The organism is Bradyrhizobium sp. B039, from assembly GCF_038965675.1.
GTDB classification, from domain to species: Bacteria; Pseudomonadota; Alphaproteobacteria; order Rhizobiales; family Xanthobacteraceae; genus Bradyrhizobium; species Bradyrhizobium diazoefficiens.
In genome coordinates this window covers 6,205,771-6,225,481 of sequence record NZ_CP152416.1, presented here as the reverse complement: position 1 = coordinate 6,225,481, position 19,711 = coordinate 6,205,771, and the positions used below count along the sequence as shown (strand labels likewise).

Annotated in this window: 17 protein-coding genes and 2 pseudogenes; 14 read left to right on the top strand and 5 right to left on the bottom strand. The window is 64.5% G+C overall.

Going from position 1 to position 19,711, the window contains the following annotated elements; translation table 11 throughout:
- Window positions 1-19: 19 nt before the first annotated feature.
- On the top strand, window positions 20-883 hold the full coding sequence (gene purU, locus AAFG50_RS29635) for a formyltetrahydrofolate deformylase (protein WP_028173194.1): 864 nt from the start codon (window positions 20-22) through the stop codon (window positions 881-883).
- Window positions 884-1,044: 161 nt separating this feature from the next.
- Here purU and AAFG50_RS29630 read toward each other — a convergent pair whose 3' ends face one another.
- Window positions 1,045-1,329 (bottom strand): hypothetical protein, encoded by a 285-nt coding sequence (locus AAFG50_RS29630; RefSeq protein WP_028173195.1) that lies wholly within the window; start codon window positions 1,327-1,329, stop codon window positions 1,045-1,047.
- A gap of 527 nt (window positions 1,330-1,856) precedes the next feature.
- On the opposite strand from AAFG50_RS29630, the gene AAFG50_RS29625 reads away from it, so the two are divergent.
- The 6 genes from AAFG50_RS29625 (at window position 1,857) to AAFG50_RS29600 (ending at window position 7,739) form a co-directional block, all read left to right on the top strand.
- Window positions 1,857-3,035, top strand: a complete 1,179-nt coding sequence (locus tag AAFG50_RS29625; protein ID WP_028173196.1) for an ABC transporter substrate-binding protein — start codon at window positions 1,857-1,859, stop codon at window positions 3,033-3,035.
- Window positions 3,036-3,231: 196 nt separating this feature from the next.
- Window positions 3,232-4,101, top strand: a complete 870-nt coding sequence (locus AAFG50_RS29620; RefSeq protein WP_011088693.1) for a branched-chain amino acid ABC transporter permease — start codon at window positions 3,232-3,234, stop codon at window positions 4,099-4,101.
- 8 nt (window positions 4,102-4,109) lie between these two features.
- Window positions 4,110-5,138, top strand: coding sequence for a branched-chain amino acid ABC transporter permease (locus AAFG50_RS29615; RefSeq protein ID WP_028173197.1), 1,029 nt, complete (start codon window positions 4,110-4,112; stop codon window positions 5,136-5,138).
- Window positions 5,135-5,890 (top strand): ABC transporter ATP-binding protein, encoded by a 756-nt coding sequence (locus tag AAFG50_RS29610; protein WP_028173198.1) that lies wholly within the window; start codon window positions 5,135-5,137, stop codon window positions 5,888-5,890. The genes AAFG50_RS29615 and AAFG50_RS29610 overlap by 4 nt, the downstream gene beginning before the upstream one ends.
- Complete coding sequence (locus AAFG50_RS29605; protein ID WP_028173199.1) at window positions 5,883-6,599, top strand: ABC transporter ATP-binding protein; 717 nt, start codon at window positions 5,883-5,885, stop codon at window positions 6,597-6,599. Before AAFG50_RS29610 ends, AAFG50_RS29605 begins: the two co-directional genes overlap by 8 nt.
- Window positions 6,600-6,620: 21 nt before the next feature.
- Window positions 6,621-7,739, top strand: a complete 1,119-nt coding sequence (locus AAFG50_RS29600; RefSeq protein ID WP_011088689.1) for a cobalamin-independent methionine synthase II family protein — start codon at window positions 6,621-6,623, stop codon at window positions 7,737-7,739.
- A gap of 125 nt (window positions 7,740-7,864) precedes the next feature.
- On the opposite strand, the pseudogene AAFG50_RS29595 reads toward AAFG50_RS29600, so the two are convergent.
- Window positions 7,865-9,533: pseudogene (locus tag AAFG50_RS29595) on the bottom strand (caspase family protein).
- A gap of 166 nt (window positions 9,534-9,699) precedes the next feature.
- Here AAFG50_RS29595 and AAFG50_RS29590 point away from each other — a divergent pair.
- From AAFG50_RS29590 to AAFG50_RS29560, 7 genes are all read left to right on the top strand, one after another.
- On the top strand, window positions 9,700-11,055 hold the full coding sequence (locus tag AAFG50_RS29590; protein WP_028173200.1) for a hypothetical protein: 1,356 nt from the start codon (window positions 9,700-9,702) through the stop codon (window positions 11,053-11,055).
- 63 nt (window positions 11,056-11,118) lie between these two features.
- Window positions 11,119-12,315 carry a methionine adenosyltransferase gene (metK, locus tag AAFG50_RS29585; RefSeq protein ID WP_011088686.1) on the top strand — a complete coding sequence of 399 codons (1,197 nt, stop codon included), beginning with the start codon at window positions 11,119-11,121 and terminating at the stop codon, window positions 12,313-12,315.
- A gap of 123 nt (window positions 12,316-12,438) precedes the next feature.
- Window positions 12,439-13,860, top strand: a complete 1,422-nt coding sequence (gene ahcY, locus AAFG50_RS29580) for an adenosylhomocysteinase (RefSeq protein WP_011088685.1) — start codon at window positions 12,439-12,441, stop codon at window positions 13,858-13,860.
- A gap of 169 nt (window positions 13,861-14,029) precedes the next feature.
- Window positions 14,030-14,449, top strand: a complete 420-nt coding sequence (locus AAFG50_RS29575; RefSeq protein WP_011088684.1) for a nuclear transport factor 2 family protein — start codon at window positions 14,030-14,032, stop codon at window positions 14,447-14,449.
- Between the two features lie 51 nt (window positions 14,450-14,500).
- A complete protein-coding gene (locus AAFG50_RS29570) occupies window positions 14,501-15,967 on the top strand; it encodes an NAD(P)/FAD-dependent oxidoreductase (RefSeq protein WP_028173201.1) in 1,467 nt (488 codons plus the stop codon).
- A gap of 142 nt (window positions 15,968-16,109) precedes the next feature.
- The gene (locus AAFG50_RS29565) at window positions 16,110-16,772 is read left to right on the top strand and encodes an AAA family ATPase (protein ID WP_011088682.1); all 663 of its coding nucleotides are present in this window, start codon (window positions 16,110-16,112) and stop codon (window positions 16,770-16,772) included.
- Entirely contained in the window at window positions 16,735-17,382 is a 648-nt protein-coding gene (locus AAFG50_RS29560) for a phasin family protein (protein ID WP_028173202.1), read from the top strand. Before AAFG50_RS29565 ends, AAFG50_RS29560 begins: the two co-directional genes overlap by 38 nt.
- A gap of 25 nt (window positions 17,383-17,407) precedes the next feature.
- On the opposite strand, the pseudogene AAFG50_RS29555 reads toward AAFG50_RS29560, so the two are convergent.
- From AAFG50_RS29555 to AAFG50_RS29545, 3 genes and pseudogenes are all read right to left on the bottom strand, one after another.
- A pseudogene (locus tag AAFG50_RS29555) lies at window positions 17,408-18,642 on the bottom strand (YbfB/YjiJ family MFS transporter).
- A gap of 32 nt (window positions 18,643-18,674) precedes the next feature.
- Entirely contained in the window at window positions 18,675-18,911 is a 237-nt protein-coding gene (locus AAFG50_RS29550) for a 4-oxalocrotonate tautomerase family protein (protein WP_028173203.1), read from the bottom strand.
- A 19-nt stretch (window positions 18,912-18,930) separates the two neighbouring features.
- Entirely contained in the window at window positions 18,931-19,641 is a 711-nt protein-coding gene (locus AAFG50_RS29545) for an SDR family oxidoreductase (protein WP_028173204.1), read from the bottom strand.
- Window positions 19,642-19,711 lie beyond the last annotated feature (70 nt).

Here is a 19,711-nt window from a genome sequence, read left to right as displayed (position 1 = left end):
CAAACCTTCATCAAGAGCCATGCCCGATCACCAATATGTCCTGACCCTGTCCTGTCCGGATCGCCCCGGCATCGTCTCGGCGGTGTCGACCTTCCTGGCCCATAACGGACAGAACATTCTCGACGCCCAGCAGTTCGACGACGTCGAGACCAAGAAGTTCTTCATGCGGGTGGTGTTCACCGCGGCCGATCTCGCCGTGGAGCTCACCGCGCTCCAGACCGGCTTTACCGCGATCGCGGAGCGCTTCGGCATGGAGTGGCAGATGCGCGACCGCGCCGCGCATCGCAAGGTGATGCTGCTGGTGTCGAAATCCGACCATTGCCTGGTCGACATCCTCTATCGCTGGCGCACCGGCGAATTGCCGATGGTCCCGACCGCGATCGTCTCCAACCATCCGCGCGAGGTCTATGCCGGGCTCGATTTCGGCGGCATCCCGTTCCATCATCTGCCTGTGACCAAGGAGACCAAGCGCGAGCAGGAGACGCAGATCCTCGATCTGGTCGCCAAGACCGGAACCGATCTCGTCGTGCTCGCGCGCTACATGCAGATCCTGTCGGACGATCTGTCGGCCAAGCTCTCCGGCCGATGCATCAACATCCACCACTCGTTCCTGCCGGGCTTCAAGGGCGCAAAACCCTATCACCAGGCCCATGAGCGCGGCGTCAAGCTGATCGGCGCCACCGCGCATTACGTCACGCGCGACCTCGACGAGGGCCCGATCATCGACCAGGACGTCGAGCGCATCAGCCACCGCGACACGCCCGAAGATCTCGTCCGCAAGGGCCGCGACATCGAGCGCCGCGTGCTGGCGCGCGCGATCCGCTACCATCTCGACGACCGCGTCATCCCCAACGGCCGCAAGACCGTGGTGTTTATGGATTGATGTTGTTTCACCTCTCCCCGCTTGCGGGGAGAGGTCGGATTGCATCGACGATGCAATCCGGGTGAGGGGGACTCTCCGCGACTCCAACTGTCACCGTCCCCGTGGAGACTCCCCCTCACCCCACCCCTCTCCCCGCAAGCGAGGCGAAGGAGCGCACCGACCTAGCGCACCGCGCCGCTCGACGGAGTGCCCGTCGCGCCTTTCTGCGCCTGCTCTTCCTTCTCGCGATCGGCCGCCGGCAGCAGCCGCTTGCGCTCGCGCTCCTTCATGTAGGCGCCGTATTGCGGCGTGCCTGCCCGCGGCGGGGCGTCGGCCGGCAGGCCGCCGGCCCATTGCGGGACGTAATCGCCGACGCCGGCCGACAGCTTCTCATTGACCGTGCCGCAGCCGGACAGCCCCACGGCAAGCGCGAGGAGGGGCAGGAGGAAGCGGAAAGGCTTGGGCATTGTGGGGGCGCGCTGGTTCGGTCTGGTTGGACGCCGGGTCAGGCTGGCGCCGCGAGAGTAGCCTTCAACAAGGTAAAATAGACTTATTCGAGGTAGGTAATAAGTTACCGGGTTGGAGCCGGCGCGAGGCCCCAGATGTACCAATTCTGCAAAAGAAAGACGAAATCTTCCATCCACGCGGCCCGTCGCGTTTCTAGACTGCGGCGCCGGGCTCGCGACAACGTGGCTTGGCCGGCGAGGGGGCTTTTTCGTTGACAGGTCCATTTTATTTGTACAATCGTACAAATAAAAGCGGCCAAGGTCGGGGCGTTCGGGTCACCTCGACGTAACCGCGACATCACTCCCCGCCGTCGGAAATCGGGACGCTCGGCTTGCGCCGAATGGTCGCCAAACGTCCGATTGACAAGGGGGGCGCCAAGGACGCCATGTGGCGCGCGATAAGGCTCGCGCGTGAGCTAGAGTGAGGCAAGGACCGGGCACTCGGTTCGCCGCACAAGAGGTCAGGAATCAAGGGGAGGGACACTCTGATGTTCGAACGCAAACAACTTTCTTGGGCAGCCGCGGTGGCCGCCGTTGCAGGCCTGGTGGCCGTCGCGCCGGCCAGGGCCGAGGACACCGTCAGGGTCGGCCTGATCCTGCCGATGACCGGCGGCCAGGCCTCGACCGGCAAGCAGATCGAGAACGCGATCAAGCTCTACATGCAGCAGAAGGGCGACACCGTCGCCGGCAAGAAGATCGAGATCATCCTCAAGGACGACGCCGCGATTCCCGACAAGACCAAGACCGCCGCGCAAGAGCTGATCGTCAACGACAAGGTCAATTTCATCGCCGGCTTCGGCGTGACGCCGGCAGCCCTCGCCGCCGCGCCGCTGGCAACGCAGGCCAAGATTCCGGAAGTCGTGATGGCGGCAGGCACCTCCATCATCACCGAGCGCTCGCCCTACATCGTGCGCACCAGCTTCACCCTGGCGCAGTCCTCGACCATCATCGCCGACTGGGCGGTGAAGAACGGCATCAAGAAGGTGGCGACGCTGACCTCGGACTACGCGCCGGGCAACGACGCGCTGAACTTCTTCAAGCAGAATTTCACCGCCGGTGGCGGTGAGGTGGTCGAAGAGGTCAAGACGCCGCTCGCGAATCCCGATTTCGCGCCGTTCCTTCAGCGCATGAAGGACGCCAAGCCCGACGCAATCTTCGTGTTCGTGCCGGCCGGTCAGGGCGGCAACTTCATGAAGCAGTATGCCGAGCGTGGCCTCGACAAGGCCGGCATCAAGGTGATCGGACCGGGCGACGTCACCGACGACGATCTCCTCAACAACATGGGCGATGCCGTGCTCGGCACGGTCACCGCGCACCTTTATTCGGCGGCGCATCCGTCCGCGATGAACAAGGATTTTGTCGCGGCCTACAAGAAGGCCTTCGGCACTCGTCCGGGCTTCATGGCGGTGAGCGGCTATGACGGCATCCACCTCATCTACGAGGCGCTGAAGAAGACCGGTGGCGACACCGACGGCACCAAGCTGGTCGAGGCGATGAAGGGCCAGAAGTGGGAGAGCCCGCGCGGCCCGATCTCGATCGACCCCGAGACGCGCGACATCGTGCAGAACATCTACATCCGCAAGGTCGAGAAGGTCGACGGCGAGCTCTACAATGTCGAGTTCGCGACCTTCGAAGCCGTCAAGGACCTCGGCAAGACCAAGAAGTGACGCGCGAAAGCGCGTCATCCCGGGGGGCGCATTGGCGCGAGCCCGGGATCTCGCGCCCCGCTCTCGTCATGCCCGGGCTTGACCGGTGCATCCACGCGAGAGCCGAAACAGGAACGTGGATGGCCGGGACATTTGTTTGAAGACGGACGCACTTCGTGCTTTTGCCCGGCCATGACCGATAACCCAAGCTGAGACGATGACCTCTATCCTCACCAACCTGTTCGATGGCGTTGCCTACGGCATGCTGCTGTTCGTGCTCGCTTGCGGGCTCGCGGTCACGCTCGGCCTGATGAACTTCGTCAACCTCGCTCACGGCGCCTTCGCCATGACCGGCGGCTATGTCTGCATGGTGCTGGTCAACCGGATGGGCTGGCCGTTCTTCGCCGCGCTGCCGCTCGCTTTCGTCTCGTCGGCGGCGATCGGCATCGTGCTCGAGCGTACGCTCTACCGCCATCTCTATACGCGCAGCCATCTCGACCAGGTGCTGTTCACCATCGGCCTGACCTTCATGTCGGTCGCGGCGGTCGACTACATCCAGGGCTCGTCGCGGGTCTTCATCAACCTGCCGGCCGCGCTCCAGGGCCAGTTCGACCTGTTCGGCGTCGGCATCGGCCGCTACCGGCTGATGATCATCGTGATCTGCGGCCTGCTCACCATCGCGCTCCAGATGGTGCTGGCCAAGACCCGTTTCGGCAGCCGGCTGCGCGCCGCCGTTGACGATCCGCGCGCCGCCAGCGGCCTCGGCATCAACGTGCCGCAGGTGTTCGCTTTCACGTTTGCATTCGGTTGCGGGCTCGCCGGCCTCGGTGGCGCGCTCAGCGCCGAGATCCTCGGCCTCGACCCGTATTTCCCGCTGAAGTTCATGATCTACTTCCTGATCGTGGTCACCGTCGGCGGCTCGTCCTCGATCACCGGCCCGTTCCTGGCCTCGCTCCTGCTCGGCATCGGCGACGTCGCCGGCAAGTACTACGTGCCGAAGATGGGCCCCTTCGTGATCTACACCATGATGATCGTGATCCTGATCTGGCGCCCGAACGGCCTGTTCGGCCGCACGGCCGCGCGTTGAGTTCGCCGATGAGCGCTTCCTCCGACGTCGGTTATCACGCCCAGCGGCATGCGCGCTGGCACTATGGCGAAGTCGCGTTCTGGCTGATCGTGCTGGCCTGCGGCTTTGCATTTCCCACGCGCTATCTGATCATGACCGACATCCTGCGGCTGGCGCTGTTTGCGATGTCGCTCGATCTCATCCTCGGCTATGCCGGCATCGTCTCGCTCGGCCACGCCGCCTTCTTCGGCGTCGGCGCCTATGCGGCGGGGCTGCTTGCTCTTCACGGGATCATCAACGAGCCCGTGCTCGCGCTGATCGTGGCCGGCCTTGCCGCGATGGTGCTGGGCTTCGCCACCAGCTTCCTCGTGATCCGCGGCGTCGATCTCACCCGGCTGATGGTGACGCTCGGCATCGCGCTGCTGCTGGAGGCGCTCGCCGAGCGCTTCTCCAACATCACCGGCGGAACCGACGGCCTACAGGGCATCGAGATGCAGCCGATCTTTGGCGAGATTCCGTTCGACATGTTCGGCAAGGCCGGCTTCTTCTATTCATTGGCCGTGCTGTTCGTGTTGTTCCTGTTCGCCCGCCGCGTCGTGCATTCGCCGTTCGGCCTGTCGCTGCGTGCGATCAAGAACAATCCGCTGCGGGCCGCGGCGATCGGCATCCCCGTCAACCGCCGCCTGATCGCGATCTATACGCTGGCGGCGTTCTATGCCGGCATCGCAGGCGCGCTGTTCACCCAGACCACCGCGATCGCCTCGCTCGACGTGTTCGCCTTCGAGCGCTCCGCCGACCTGATGCTGGTGCTCGTCATCGGCGGCGCCGGCTATCTCTATGGCGGGCTGGTCGGCGCGGTGGTGTTCCGTATGCTCCAGGAATTGTTCTCCACCATCACCCCGCAATACTGGCAGTTCTGGATCGGCCTCGTGCTGGTCGTGATCGTGCTGGTCGGCCGCCAGCGCCTGCATCGCTGGGTGCTGTATGTGCCGAACCTGATCATCAAGCAGGTCGCGGGCCGTAAAGCGGTCGTCGCCGTGCCGGAGAGCGACGCATGACCATCGCGCTCGAAACCCAGAACCTCGAAAAGCAGTTCGGCGGCCTGCGCGTCACCCGCGATCTCTCGCTCAAAATCGAGCAGGGCGCCCGCCACGCGCTGATCGGCCCGAACGGCGCCGGCAAGACCACTGTCATCAACCAGCTCACCGGCGTGCTGAAGCCGAACTCCGGGCGCATCCTGCTGGAAGGCCAGGACATCACGGACGTGCCCGTGCACAAGCGCGTGTTGCGCGGCCTGTCGCGCACCTTCCAGATCAACCAGCTCTACCCCGACCTGACCCCGCTCGAGACCATCGGCCTTGCCGTCTCCGAGCGCCTTGGCCATGGCGGCGACTGGTGGCGGCGGATGGGCACGCGCAGCGACGTCAATGGCGAGATCGCCGATCTCCTGACGCGCTTCCATCTTCTCGATGTGATGAACGAAGAGACCGTGACCCTGCCTTACGGCAAGCAGCGCCTGCTCGAGATCGCGGTCTCCATTGCGGCCAAGCCGCGCGTACTGCTGCTCGACGAACCCGCCGCCGGCGTGCCCGAGAGTGAACGCCACGATATTCTCGCCGTCGTAGGCAGCCTGCCGCGCGACGTCACGGTGCTGCTGATCGAGCACGATATGGATCTGGTGTTCTCCTTCGCCGACCGGATTTCGGTTCTGGTCTCCGGCGCGCTGCTCACAGAAGGCCCGCCCGAGCAGGTCGCGCGCGACCCGCAGGTCAAAGCGGTCTATCTCGGCGAGGAGGCGGTCAATGTCTGACCTGCTCGAGATCGAAGCCTTGCGCGCGGGCTATGGCGAGGCGGTGGTGCTGCCGAAGATGTCCCTGCGCCTCGCCGAAGGGCAGGTGCTGGCGCTGCTCGGACGCAACGGCACCGGCAAGACCACGCTGATCAACTCCATCGTCGGCGTCACCCGCCGCTTCTCCGGCACCGTCGCGCTCGCCGGCACGGATGTCACCACGCTCCGACCCGACCAGCGGGCGCGCGCTGGCATCGGCTGGGTGCCGCAGGAGCGTAATATCTTCCGCTCGCTCACGGTCGAGGAGAACATGACCGCGGTGGCCCAGCCCGGTCCCTGGACGGTCGAGAAGGTCTACGAGATGTTTCCGCGGCTGAAGGAGCGGCGGGGCAATTTTGGCAACCAGCTCTCCGGCGGTGAGCAGCAGATGCTGGCGATCGGCCGTGCGCTGACCCTCAACCCGAAGGTCCTGCTGCTGGACGAGCCGACCGAGGGCCTTGCCCCCATCATCGTCGAGGAGCTGTTGAAGGCGATCGGCACCATCACCCGCGCTGGCGGCATCTGCTCGATCATCGTCGAGCAGAATGCGCAAAAGATTCTGGGGCTCGCCGACCGTGTTGTGATATTGGAACGCGGAACGATCGTCCACGACGCCCCGAGTGCCGCGCTGAAGGCCGACCCCTCGGTCCTGGAGCGCCACCTCGGAGTCGCAGGGGCGGCGGCCCACTAAAAAATCCTCGGGAGTTCAAGAATGCAGCGAACCAAAGCCCCCTTCCGTGCCGACGAGGTCGGCAGCCTCCTGCGCCCCGCCAAGATCAAGGAAGCCCGCGCCAGGCTTGAGAAGGGAGAGATCTCGGCCGACGATCTGCGCAAGATCGAGGACATGGAGATCGAGAAGGTCGTGCACAAGCAGGCCTCGGTCGGGCTGAAGCTTGCGACCGACGGCGAATTCCGCCGCTCCTGGTGGCATTTCGACTTCCTGGCCAAGCTCACCGGCTGCGAGCTGTTTCACCCCGACACCGGCATCCAGTTCGCCGGCGTGCAGACCCGTCACGATGCGGTCCGCGTGATCAGCAAGCTCGACTTCCCCGACGACCACCCGATGCTGGACCATTTCCGCTTCCTGAAGAAGTGCGCCGACCAGGCCCACGTCACCGCCAAGATGACGATCCCCTCGCCGGCGGTGCTGCACTTCCGCGGTGGCCGCAAGTCGATCTCCAAGGACGTCTATCCCGATCTCGATGCCTTCTACGAGGACCTCGGCAAGACCTATCGGAAGGCCGTGAAGGCGTTCTATGACGCCGGCTGCCGCTATCTCCAGTTCGACGACACCGTGTGGGCCTATCTCTGCTCGCCGGACGAATTGCAGAAGGCGCGCGAGCGCGGCGACAATCCGGATGGTCTCCAGCAGATCTATGCGCGCATCATCAACTACGCGCTGGCCGAGAAGCCCGCCGACATGGTGGTGACGACACATGTCTGCCGCGGCAATTTCCGCTCGACCTGGATCTCCTCGGGCGGCTACGAGCCGGTGGCCGAGACCATGCTCGCCGGCACCAATTACGACGGCTACTTCCTGGAGTACGACAGCGACCGCGCCGGCGGTTTCGAGCCGCTGCGCTTCCTGCCCAAGGGCAACAAGGTCGTCGTGGTCGGCGTCATCACCTCGAAGTTCGGTGAGCTCGAGAAGAAGGACGACATCAAGCGCCGTCTGGAAGAAGCCGCCAAGTTCGCGCCGCTGGAGCAGCTCGCACTGTCCCCGCAATGCGGCTTCGCTTCGACCGAGGAGGGCAACATCCTCTCCGAGGAAGAGCAGTGGGCCAAGCTGAGCCTTGCTGTGGAGATCGCGAAGGAAGTGTGGGGCAACTGAGGCACAGCGTCATCCCGGGGCGCGCGTAGCGCGAACTATGGTGCGCGCTTGCGCACCTGAGGATCTCGAGATCCCGGGTCTGGTGCTTGCGCACCATCCCGGGATGACGACGCGCAAGCGCGTCGTCACTTCTCCGCCAGGTAGACCTCACCCAGCAGCGACGAATTCGACCACGGCACCTGCTTGTTCTTCGTAGTCGACACCACTTCCGCCCGCACCCGCGTGAGCATCTGCTGCACCTCCAGCCCGGGCGTGCCGATGTGACGGGATAGCGCGGCGGAGAACGGCGAGTTGGCGCCGTCGCCGTCGAGCGCGACCTGGCCCGGTGCGGTGGCGAAAGCGATCAGCGTGCCGGCGCCGAGTGTCGCCCCGGCGCCGAGGCTCGTTGGAGCCGCGAGGCCCGAGGCGCCCTCGATGCCGCGATTGGCAGCGGCTGAAGCCACCTGCTGTGCCATCGGGTTGTTGCGGCAGGCATCGAAAATCAAAATGTTGGTGCGAACCTGATCGTCGAGGCCGGCCATGATCGTGTCCATGTCGATCATCGCCTCTGTCATGGCCGTGCCCGGCTTGAGTTCGACGTCGACGGGAATGAGATAGTTGCGGCCGTCCACCTGCACGCCATGGCCGGCATAGTAGACCACGGCGACTTGCGCCCGGGCCGCATCGCGCAGGAAGTCGCGCGTCATCTTCTGCATCGCGGCGCGGTCGAGGTCGACGCCCTCCGACACGGTGAAGCCGATGTCGCGCAGGCTCTTGGCGACGGCGCGGGCGTCGTTGGGTGGATTGGGCAGCGCCTTCACATGCGCATAGGCGCCGTTGCCGATAATCAGCGCCATGCGCGTGCCGCGCACGGCCGGAGCAGGCGAGGGCGCGGATGCCGCGCCGGTCTGCTGCGGGGCAGGGGCCGCTGTCGGCTGCGTCGTGGGCAGCGCATCGCGCGGGATCGGCACAGCTGCATCGCTCACCAGCGACAGCCGCACTTTTGCGGTCGCCTGGTTGGCCTTGCTGCCGGCGTCCGACGCCACGATCGCCAGCGTCGCCTTGTAGTCGTCGCGTGCGCGGGCGTAGTCGCCTTTCGCTTCATAGGCCAGCGCGCGATGGGTATAGCCCGAGATCAGCACGCTGTTCGGCGGCGTCATGATGTTGGCCGGCGGCTTTTTCTCGGCGAGCCGGATCGCCTCGCTGCCATCGGCGATGGCGCGATCGAGATCGCCCTTGGCGCGCCAGATCGAGGTACGGTTGATCAGCGGCTGCGGCAGCGTCGGGTCGAGCCGGATCGCTTGGTTGATGTCGGCGAGCGCGCCGTCGAGATCGCCGAGTGCTTCTTTCGAGATGCCGCGGTTCTGGAACGAGAACGCCGATTTCGGATCGGCTTTGATCGACATGTCGTAGTCGGCGATCGCCTTGGTGTAGTCGTGCTTGCCCCGCCAGGCGTTGCCGCGATTGTGGAAGATGATGCCGCTGGGAGGTCCGAGCTTCAGCGCATCGTCGAAATCGGCGATCGCGATGTCGTAGTCGCCCTTGTCGTAATAGGCCGAGCCCCTGAGGTTATAGACCGCCTGGCTCGGCTGCAGCCGGATTGCCTCCGTGGCATCAGTGATGACCTTGGTGTAGTCGCCCTTCTTGTTCCAGCCCACCGCGCGCCAGAAATAGACGGTCGCGAGCTGTTCGCCCTTGAACACCTTCAGCGCGATGATCTTGGTGCAGGCGTCGACCGTTGCGCGCCTGCGCCTGGGCCGACGCCGACCCCAGCACGACGGTGAGCAGGCAGAGCGCGACGAGCAGGCGGCGCATGGCGGTCGTCCCGGAAGAGGAGAAGTGCTTGTTTGTTGCCCGGCGGTACGCCGGGGTTCACGCTCCCGTCGTTGGACCTGGGGTAAAGCAAGCGAGGGTATTCCCCCGGTGGGCAGACTTTGCTAAGAGGTGGGACCCAACATCGCTGCCCACCACCTTCCCACTCATGAAAAACGACGAAATCCTGAGCCAGATCACCGAGTTCTGCCGCAAGGCGGATATGGCGGAATCGACGTTTGGCCGGCGCGCGGTGAACGATGGGAAGCTGGTGCATCGCCTGCGCGAGGGAAAGCGCATCACCATCGACACGCTGGAGCGGATCCAGGCCTATATGGCGGCGTCGATGGCCGGCGGCGTGCCGCCGCCACGAGGCCTTCAGGTGCCTCCGGAAAAGCGCGATCCGCGTGGTAATTTCCGTTTCTTCGAGAACCGGCAGAAATATCTGCTGTTCGTCCACACCTGTAGCGAAAAGCGGGTGATCGCGGACCGGGTTGCGCTGGAACTGGCCGCCATCCATCCGCGCCCGCCGGCGCTGCGCCTGTTCGACGCCGGCGTCGGCGACGGCACGGTGCTGGCGCGGGTGCTGCGCGCGACGCACCAGCGCTTTCCGCACATGCCGTTCTATGTCGCCGGCAAGGAGCTCAGTCTCGAGGACCTGCGCCTGACGCTGGAGAAGGTGCCGGATCGCATTTTCGAGCATCCTGCGTCGGTGTTCGTCTTCACCAACATGTTCTATTCGGAGGCGCCCTGGCTCACGCCGGCATCGCCCGCAGCGGCGGCCGCCACCGTCTGGCACGAGGTTCCGCTACGTGGCGCCTCGTCGGGCGAGTTCGAGCAGCAGATCGCAGAGCTGCGGCCGTTCCTGGAGCAGAACTGGCGCGCCGCGATCAGCCCGCGCACGGCCATGCCGCTCTACGAGCGGCCGGTCGTCCTGGTGCTCTATCGCGAGGATCACCGGTTCCTGCTGGATTCGACCATTCCGCGGCCGGGCCAGACCGAGGCCAATTTCGACCTCGTTATTGCATCCCAGCCATACCGTGCGCTGTCCTCGGTCAATTTCCGGGCAAAGCGGATCATTGCGCCTCTGGCGCGGGCATTGCGGCCGGGGGGGCGCCTGATCGGTATTCACTCCCATGGTCACGATCCGGGCATGGAAATGATCCAGGCAATCTGGCCCGGAGAAAATCCTTTCGCGGTCAGTCGTCATGAGCTATTGCGCGCAGTTAAGTACGAGCTCGGATCGTTGGGCCGCGACCTAAATTTTAATGCCTACGCGGACAACCGCTCGATCTTCAGGTATGATATGGAAGCGCTGCCCAACGAGGTGACGGGTACTATCGGAACCTCGACGGCCTTTGCAGCGTGGAATGCGGCGGTGTATGTCGCTCAGATCGAGGACGACCGGTTGGCAGAAATGACTCAAAACGGCCGCACTCTGGATGCCGCCAGGGACGTGCTGAGAAAGTACAACGGGCTCTGGTTTCTTGACGAATCCTACGTCATCTCGCGCCGGCGTGATTGACATAATCCAAAGGTAAACATCGCAAACGAACCGCCGTGCAGTGGCGGAACAAGGGGTTTCTTGATGCGCGCGTCCTATCTCTTCACCAGCGAGTCCGTGTCCGAGGGCCATCCGGACAAGGTCTGCGACCGGATCTCCGATGAAATCGTCGATCTGTTCTACCGCGAGGGGCCGAAAGCCGGCATCGACCCGTGGCAAATCCGCGCCGCCTGCGAAACGCTTGCGACCACCAACAAGGTCGTGATCGCCGGCGAGACCCGCGGCCCGAAGTCCGTCACGAACGAGCAGATCGAGGGCGTCGTGCGCGCCGCGATCAAGGACATCGGCTACGAGCAGGAAGGTTTCCACTGGAAGACCTGCGACATCGAGATTCTGCTGCATCCGCAGTCGGCCGACATCGCCCAGGGCGTCGATGCGCTTCAGCCGGGTGAGGTCAAGGAAGAAGGCGCGGGCGACCAGGGCATCATGTTCGGTTACGCCACCAACGAGACGCCTGACTTGATGCCGGCGCCGATCTTCTACGCCCACAAGATCCTGCGCCTCATCTCCGAAGCGCGCCACTCCGGCCGCGAGAAGGTGCTGGGCCCGGATTCCAAGAGCCAGGTCACCGTGCAGTACGAGAACGGCAAGCCGGTTGGCGTGCGCGAGATCGTGGTCTCCCACCAGCATCTGGTGCCGGACCTCACCTCCAGCCAGGTGCGCGACATCGTCGAGCCCTATGTGCGCGAGGCGCTGCCGAAGGACTGGATCACGCCGAAGACCATCTGGCACATCAACCCGACCGGCAAGTTCTACATCGGCGGTCCCGACGGCGACGCCGGCCTGACCGGCCGCAAGATCATCGTCGACACCTATGGTGGCGCGGCCCCGCATGGCGGCGGTGCGTTCTCCGGCAAGGATCCGACCAAGGTCGACCGTTCTGCGGCCTACGCCGCGCGCTACGTCGCCAAGAACATCGTTGCCGCCGGTCTTGCCGACCGCTGCACGCTGCAGCTTGCATATGCCATCGGCGTGGCGCGGCCGCTGTCGATCTACATCGACACCCACGGCACCGGCAAAGTGCCGGAGGAACAGCTCGAGAAGGCGGCGGCGCAGGCGATGGATCTCACGCCCCGCGGCATCCGCAGCCATCTCGACCTCAACCGCCCGATCTACGCGCGCACCTCGGCCTACGGCCATTTCGGCCGCACGCCCGACAACGAGGGCGGCTTCTCCTGGGAGAAGACCGATCTCGTCGAGCAGCTGAAGCGCGCGCTCTAGTTCACTTGCGTCATTCCGGGGCGCCGCGACAGCGGCGAACCCGGAATCTCGATCCTCCGGATTCCGGGTTCGCTCTTTTCGCGAGCGCCCCGGAATGACGAGTCAAACAAACAGGAACCCCCTATGAACGCGAAGCCCGGCTTCACCGATTACATCGTCAAGGACATTTCGCTCGCCGATTTCGGCCGCAAGGAACTCTCGCTCGCCGAGACCGAGATGCCCGGCCTGATGGCCACCCGCGAGGAGTTCGGCCCGAAGCAGCCGCTGAAGGGCGCGCGCATCGCCGGCTCGCTGCACATGACGATCCAGACCGGGGTGCTGATCGAGACGCTGGCAGCACTCGGCGCCGACATTCGCTGGGTCTCCTGCAACATCTATTCGACGCAGGACCACGCTGCCGCCGCGATCGCGGCCGCTGGCATTCCCGTCTTCGCCGTCAAGGGCGAGACGCTGACCGAATACTGGGACTACACCGCCAAGCTGTTCGACTGGCACGGCGGCGGTCATCCGAACATGATCCTCGATGACGGCGGTGATGCCACCATGTACGTCCATCTCGGTCTGCGTGCCGAGAACGGCGACACCGCCTTCCTCGACAAGCCCGGCTCCGAGGAAGAGGAAGTCTTCTTCGCGCTTCTGAAGAAGCAGCTCAAGGAAAAGCCGAAGGGCTACTTCGCCGAGATCGCCAAGAGCATCAAGGGCGTTTCCGAAGAGACCACCACGGGCGTGCATCGTCTCTATGACATGCAGAAGGCCGGCACGCTGCTGTGGCCGGCGATCAACGTCAACGACAGCGTCACCAAGTCCAAGTTCGACAACCTCTATGGCTGCCGTGAATCGCTGGTCGACGGCATCCGCCGCGGCACCGACGTGATGATGTCGGGCAAGGTCGCGATGGTCGCGGGCTTCGGCGACGTCGGCAAGGGCTCGGCCGCCTCGCTGCGCCAGGCCGGCTGCCGCGTGATGGTCTCCGAAGTCGATCCGATCTGCGCGCTCCAGGCCGCGATGGAAGGCTACGAGGTCGTGACCATGGAGGACGCCGCCCCGCGCGCCGACATCTTCGTCACCGCGACCGGCAACAAGGACATCATCACCATCGAGCACATGCGCGCGATGAAGGATCGCGCCATCGTCTGCAACATCGGCCACTTTGACAACGAGATCCAGATCGCGGGTCTGCGTAACCTGAAGTGGACCAACATCAAGCCGCAGGTCGACGAGATCGAATTCCCCGACAAGCACCGCATCATCATGCTGTCGGAGGGGCGCCTCGTGAACCTCGGCAACGCGATGGGTCATCCGTCCTTCGTGATGTCGGCGTCCTTCACCAACCAGACGCTGGCGCAGATCGAGCTGTTCGCCAACAACAAGGACGGCAAGTACAAGAAGGAAGTCTACGTGCTGCCGAAGACCCTCGACGAGAAGGTCGCGCGCCTCCACCTCGCCAAGATCGGCGTCAAGCTCACCGAGCTGCGCAAGGACCAGGCCGACTATATCGGCGTGAAGCAGGAAGGCCCTTACAAGAGCGATCACTACCGCTACTGAGCCAGCCTCATCGAAACATCAAAGCCCCGGAGCGATCCGGGGCTTTTTTGTTGCCCACCCGTCTGATACGCTCTCAGGTAGAGCCAGAAAAAGCCTGCCACCTTCGCAGCGGGCGGCCCATTGCCCGGCACATATTGTCTGACACCGAAAGCATTGTGGAGGAAGTGCGATGTCCAACGAGGCCGCTAACGTCAAGATCTTGCAGGACGCCTATCACCGGTGGAACGAGAGCAAGGGAGGTAGCGTCGACCATTGGTTCGACGTCGTCGTTGCTCCGAAGATCAACTTTGCCTCGATCCCGCGCGGCGTCGAGCCGCTGGCATTTGCCACGGAATACCACGACAGCGTGAAGCTCCGCGATTATTTCGACACGCTGCTGTCCGAGTGGAGCATGCAGCATTACACGATAAATGAATACGTGGCGCAGGGCGACGCGGTCGTCGCGCGAGGCTCCTGCGCCTGGATCAACAAGCGGACCGGAAAACTCGCCGAAACGCCCAAGCTCGATTTCTGGCGCTTCAAGGACGGCAAGGCGATCGAATTCTACGAGTATTTCGATACGGCCTGCGTAGTCGCCGCAGCGACCTGACGGTTGCAATTCGGCGCGGCGCCGCCCATCCTGTGTGGAGGGAGAAACGCGATGGCCGAAGCCAAAGAACGTGTCGACGTGCTGATCGTCGGTGCCGGCCTGTCCGGCATCGGCGCGGGCTATCATCTTCAGGCGAAGTGCCCGGGCAAGAGCTACGTCATTCTCGAGGGCCGCGACTGCATCGGCGGCACCTGGGATCTGTTCCGCTATCCCGGCATCCGTTCGGACAGCGACATGTTCACGCTCGGCTATTCGTTCAAGCCTTGGACTGATCCGAAGGCGATCGCCGACGGGCCGCAGATCCTGAACTATGTGCGCGAAACCGCGGCCGAGAACGGCATCGCGAAGCACATCCGCTTCCGCCATCGCGTCAAGCGTGCGGCGTGGTCGACGTCGGATGCGCGCTGGACCGTGGAGGCCGAGCGCATCACGGGCGAGGGCGCGACCGAGGTCGTGCGCTTCACCTGCAATTTCCTGTTCATGTGCTCGGGCTATTACAAATACGAGGCGGGCTATACGCCGGAGTTCAAGGGCGCGGCGGATTTCGCCGGCCGCATCGTGCATCCGCAGAAATGGACCGAGGACATCGACTACGCCGGCAAGCGCGTCGTCGTGATCGGCTCGGGCGCGACCGCGGTGACGCTGGTGCCGGAGCTCGCCAAGAAGGCGGCGCAGGTCACCATGCTCCAGCGTTCGCCGACCTATGTGGTGTCGCGTCCGGCGCAGGACCCCGTCGCCAACAAATTGCGCCGCAACCTGCCGGCGCGGCTTGCCTATCATCTGATCCGCTGGCGCAACGTGATGTGGGGGATGTTCTTCTTCCAGCTCAGCCGGCGCAGGCCCGCGAAGGTGAAGGACCTCATTCTCAAAGGCGTGCAGATGGCGCTCGGCCCGGGCTACGACGTCGCGACCCATTTCACGCCGCGCTACAATCCCTGGGACCAGCGGCTGTGCCTCGTGCCGGATGGCGACCTGTTCAAGGCGATCCGCGAGCAGCGGGCTTCCGTCGTCACGAGCGAGATCGACAATTTTACCCGCGACGGGATCCGCCTGAAGGACGGCCGGGAGCTCGCGGCCGATATCATCGTCACCGCGACGGGGCTGGTGCTCCAGGTCGTCGGCGGTCTCGAGATCAGCGTCGACGGCCGCGCTGTCGATTTCGCCAATACGCTGACTTACAAGGGCATGATGTATGCCGACGTGCCCAACATGGCGTCGGCTTTCGGCTACACCAACGCGTCCTGGACGCTGAAATGCGATCTCACCTGCGAATATGTCTGCCGGCTCATCAACTACATGGCCCGGCACAATTTCCGCCAGTGCATGCCGCACAATGACGATCCGACGATCACCGCGCAGCCGTCGCTCGATTTCACCTCGGGTTACGTGCAGCGCTCGGTCGCCAAGATGCCGAAGCAGGGCTCGAAGCAGCCGTGGCGGCTGTACCAGAACTATGCCCTCGACATCGTCTCCTTGCGCTTCGGCCGGATCGACGACGGTGTGATGCAATACTCCTGATCTTGCTACGTAAATTACCGGGAGAGGCTCGCGATCGCTTGAGACGAATCGCGACTTGGGGTAGAATTTTTGCGCTGCAAGAAGTTTATTTCCGGCGGTGTCTGAGTTCCACGTTGTTGCCGTCCTGAGGAGAACGCGGAACATGTACATCCTTGCTCTGGTCACGCAGAAAGGCGGAAGCGGCAAGAGTACGCTGTCCGTTGGGCTGGCGGTGGCAGCGATGCAGCGCGGCGAGCGCGTCGCTCTCATTGAGGCGGATGCGCAAGGTACGATCTCGAGATGGAAAGGGCGCCGTGAGAAGCCCTATCCTCGCGTCGATTGCGTCACCGATCCCAGCGAAATCGAGCCGGTGATATCCCGCCTCAAGGCCGAAGGGGTTTGGCTCGCAATCATCGACACAGCTGCCACGAACAATGCCTTGGCGACGCGCGCCATTGCCAGTGCCGATCTTTGTCTCATCCCGGCTCGTCCGAGCCCGGCCGATATCGAAGCCGCAATACCAACGCTGATCGCTACCCGCAGGCTCGATCGCCGGTTTGCCTTCATCCTCAATCAGGCGCCCACACGGGGAGGCCGGTTGAGCGAAGCTGCCACGTCGCTCAACTCGCTCGGCTTGCTTGCGCTCCCCTTCATTGGGCAGCGCAACGACCACCAGGATGCGCTCGGGGCAGGGCTGGGCGTAACCGAGTACGCGCCGGAGGGAAAAGCCTCGGAGGAAATTGCGGCCCTGTGGGGTTGGATCTCGGAGCGCCTTATCGTGGAGTCGAATGATCATGGGCAAGCCGCGCTCAAGACAGCCTGCTGACGTTGCACGCGCCGGGCGTCGCTCGCTGGTGGAGCTGGCGGCCGAAGTGAGCCGCGCCGTCGACGAGGGCTTGGCGATGCCGCCGGGCTCGGTCTCCGCCGTCCTGCAAGATGCGCCGCAGATCGCGCAAGCTGCGCCCGCTCCGATGACTGTTCCGGTACAAGAAGCGGCCGGCGTCATCGCTGCAAGACCTGAACCTCCGGGCACTACCACCATTGATCTCATGGTGGACATCGCCAAGGATTGTCAGGCGCGTGCTTTGGACGGCATGAAGACTGGTGCTCACGCTGCGCTGGATTATGCCAGGGACCTCGCCAAGCCACGGCTGGCCGATGTGGCATCGGAGGCCAATGGAATCGCCGCCGGAGAAGGCCACCTCATCGAGGCAATTGGAACGGCGGCTGAGTGTCGCGTCGTCGTGCTCGAACTGATGAAAGTCAATGCGGGCGCGACCTTGGAGTATGCGCGGGAGTTGGGCCGTGCGAGAACCCTGGCGGAGTTGGTTGAGCTGTCGAGCACGCATGCGCGACAGCAATGTGAGTTGGTCCTGAAGCAAACCGAGCTGCTGCGATCGCTTGCTCAAATCATGACAAAGCCCGGTGCCGGGTAGCACCGCTCGCCTGCCGTCATCGCGCTCAGGATCTGCGCGGGACGATCAGTGCGAGGCCGAGATCAATCGCGAGCGCCAGGACCGCTGCGCCGCCGCCTAAACCGAACAGCACGAGATAGTCGCCCCCGGTCTGCGCATAGATCCAGGAGAAGCCGTAAGCCGCGGCCGCCTGGAACAGCGCAAAGCTGGTGGTGGCATGGCTCCATGTCGCGCGCTGCTGCTCGGTTGCGTGCGGGACTAGCTCGTGGATTCGTCCGAGCACCAGCGGCACGATGCCGGGCGTGAAGCCGCCGACCACGACGCTCGACACGATCAGCGAAACCGGCGCGGTGCTGACGGTCGGCAGCAGCACGGCCGCCGCCTCGATCAGGAAGGCTGCTCGTAGCGCCGGACCGAAGCCTGACCGGTCGCCAAGATGGCCGGTGACGAGCGGGCCGACGATCGCGCCGAGACCATACAGCACCCAGTACCGCGATCCCGCGGGAATGCCCTGGCCGAGCCCGCGCGCCACGAAATCGACGATGAACACCATGTGCGGCACCAGCGCCACCGCGTTGAGGCCGTATTGGACCAGCAGCGCGCGGGCCGCCGTCGATGCATGGTGGTGCTTCGCGTGATGCAAAGGCGCAGCATCAGCCTTCGTTTCCGCAGGCCAGTTCCACCAGCTTGCGAGGGTGAGCAGGGCGGAGAGGGCGCCAAGACCATACCAGCTCTGCTGCAAGCCTTGTTGCAGCAGCAGCGGCACCAGCGTGCCCGACGCGGCGACGCCAAGGCCAACGCCCGCAAAGATCACGCCGCCGACGATGCCGCGCCTCGCGGCCGAAATGTGCGGCAGGATGACGGACGCCGCCAGCACCATGATGACGCCGCAGGTGAGACCCGACAGGAAACGCCAGGCGAAGAACCAGGAGAACGACACCGGGGCTGAACTGGCAAAGAAAGAGAGCGTGGCGAGCAGCATCATCGCACGCAACGCGCGGACTGCGCCGACGTGGGCGGCGACGGCCCGGGCCGCGAGTGCGCCCGCAAGGTAACCGGCAAGATTCGCCGCGCCGAGATAGACGACATTCGACGCGCTGAACCACTTTGCCGCGATCAGCGCCGGGATCAGAGGCGTGTATAGGAGAAGCGGGCGAGGCCAAGTCCGACCAGCGAGGCGGACAAGCCCGCCACCGCATATCGCCAAATCTGCGGTGATTCCGATCCCGGCCGCTGATGCGGCCGGGTCTGGGCGTGCTGCTTCGTGTCTGCGTTGGTCATGTCATCCTCCTGCGTGCTCGATCGCGCGCGGATCATCCTGTCTGGGCGGCGCGGCGACGCCGGAATTCCGGCACGGGCAGGCCGCCCCAGCCCCAATTGTCGGTGTCGACTTCCTCGATCACGACGAAGGTGGAATCGAGCGGCTTGCCGAGCACGTCGAGCAGGAGCTGGCTCGATCCCTTGATCAGCGCGGCCTTCTCTTCCGCCGTGAGCGACGCCGCGCCCGGCGTCGTTCCTTCGCGGGTCACTTGAATGGTGACGATGGGCATGGTGTCTCTCCTCTCGCGCTCAGTGGCCGGCGCTCTGGCCGCCGTCGACATGCAGGATCTCGCCGGTGACGAAGGACGCACCCTCGAGATAGAGCACGGCATCGACGATGTCGGACATCTCGCCCATGTGGCCGACCGGATGCAGCGCGCTGAGCTCGGCATGCGTCGAAACCGGATGCATCGGCGACCTGATGACGCCGGGCGCCACTGCGTTCACGCGGATGCCGCGCCTGGCGTATTCGATCGCAAGCGACTTGGTCGCGGCGTTCAGCCCGCCCTTGCTCAGCGAAGCCAGCACCGAGGGCACGTTCGAATTGGCGTGATCGACCAGGGTCGTCGTGATCTGCACGACGTGGCCAGAACCCTGCTTCTCCATCTCGGCGATGGCGAGCTGCGTGATATTGAAGAACCCGGCGACGTTGGTGCCCATCACCGCCGCGTAGTCCTCGGCGGTGTACTGCGTGAACGGCTTTGCGACGAAGATGCCGGCATTGTTGACCAGCGTGTCGACGCGGCCGAAGCGGGCGACGGCTTGCGAAACCACGCGTTCGGCGGTGGCCCGGTCGGCGATGTCGCCGGGAACGGCGAGGACGTCGTCGTCGCCCGACGGCTTGATGGAGCGCGCCGTTGCAACGACGCGATAATTGCGATCGCGAAAACCCTGGACCAGGGCGGCGCCGATGCCCTGCGATGCACCGGTGATTATGGCGACCTTCTGCTCGATACCCATGACGGACTCCTGTTGTTGGGTTTCAGAACCTGCGCCAGCGGCTGCTGGCTTGCGCGCTGAGGTACGCCGC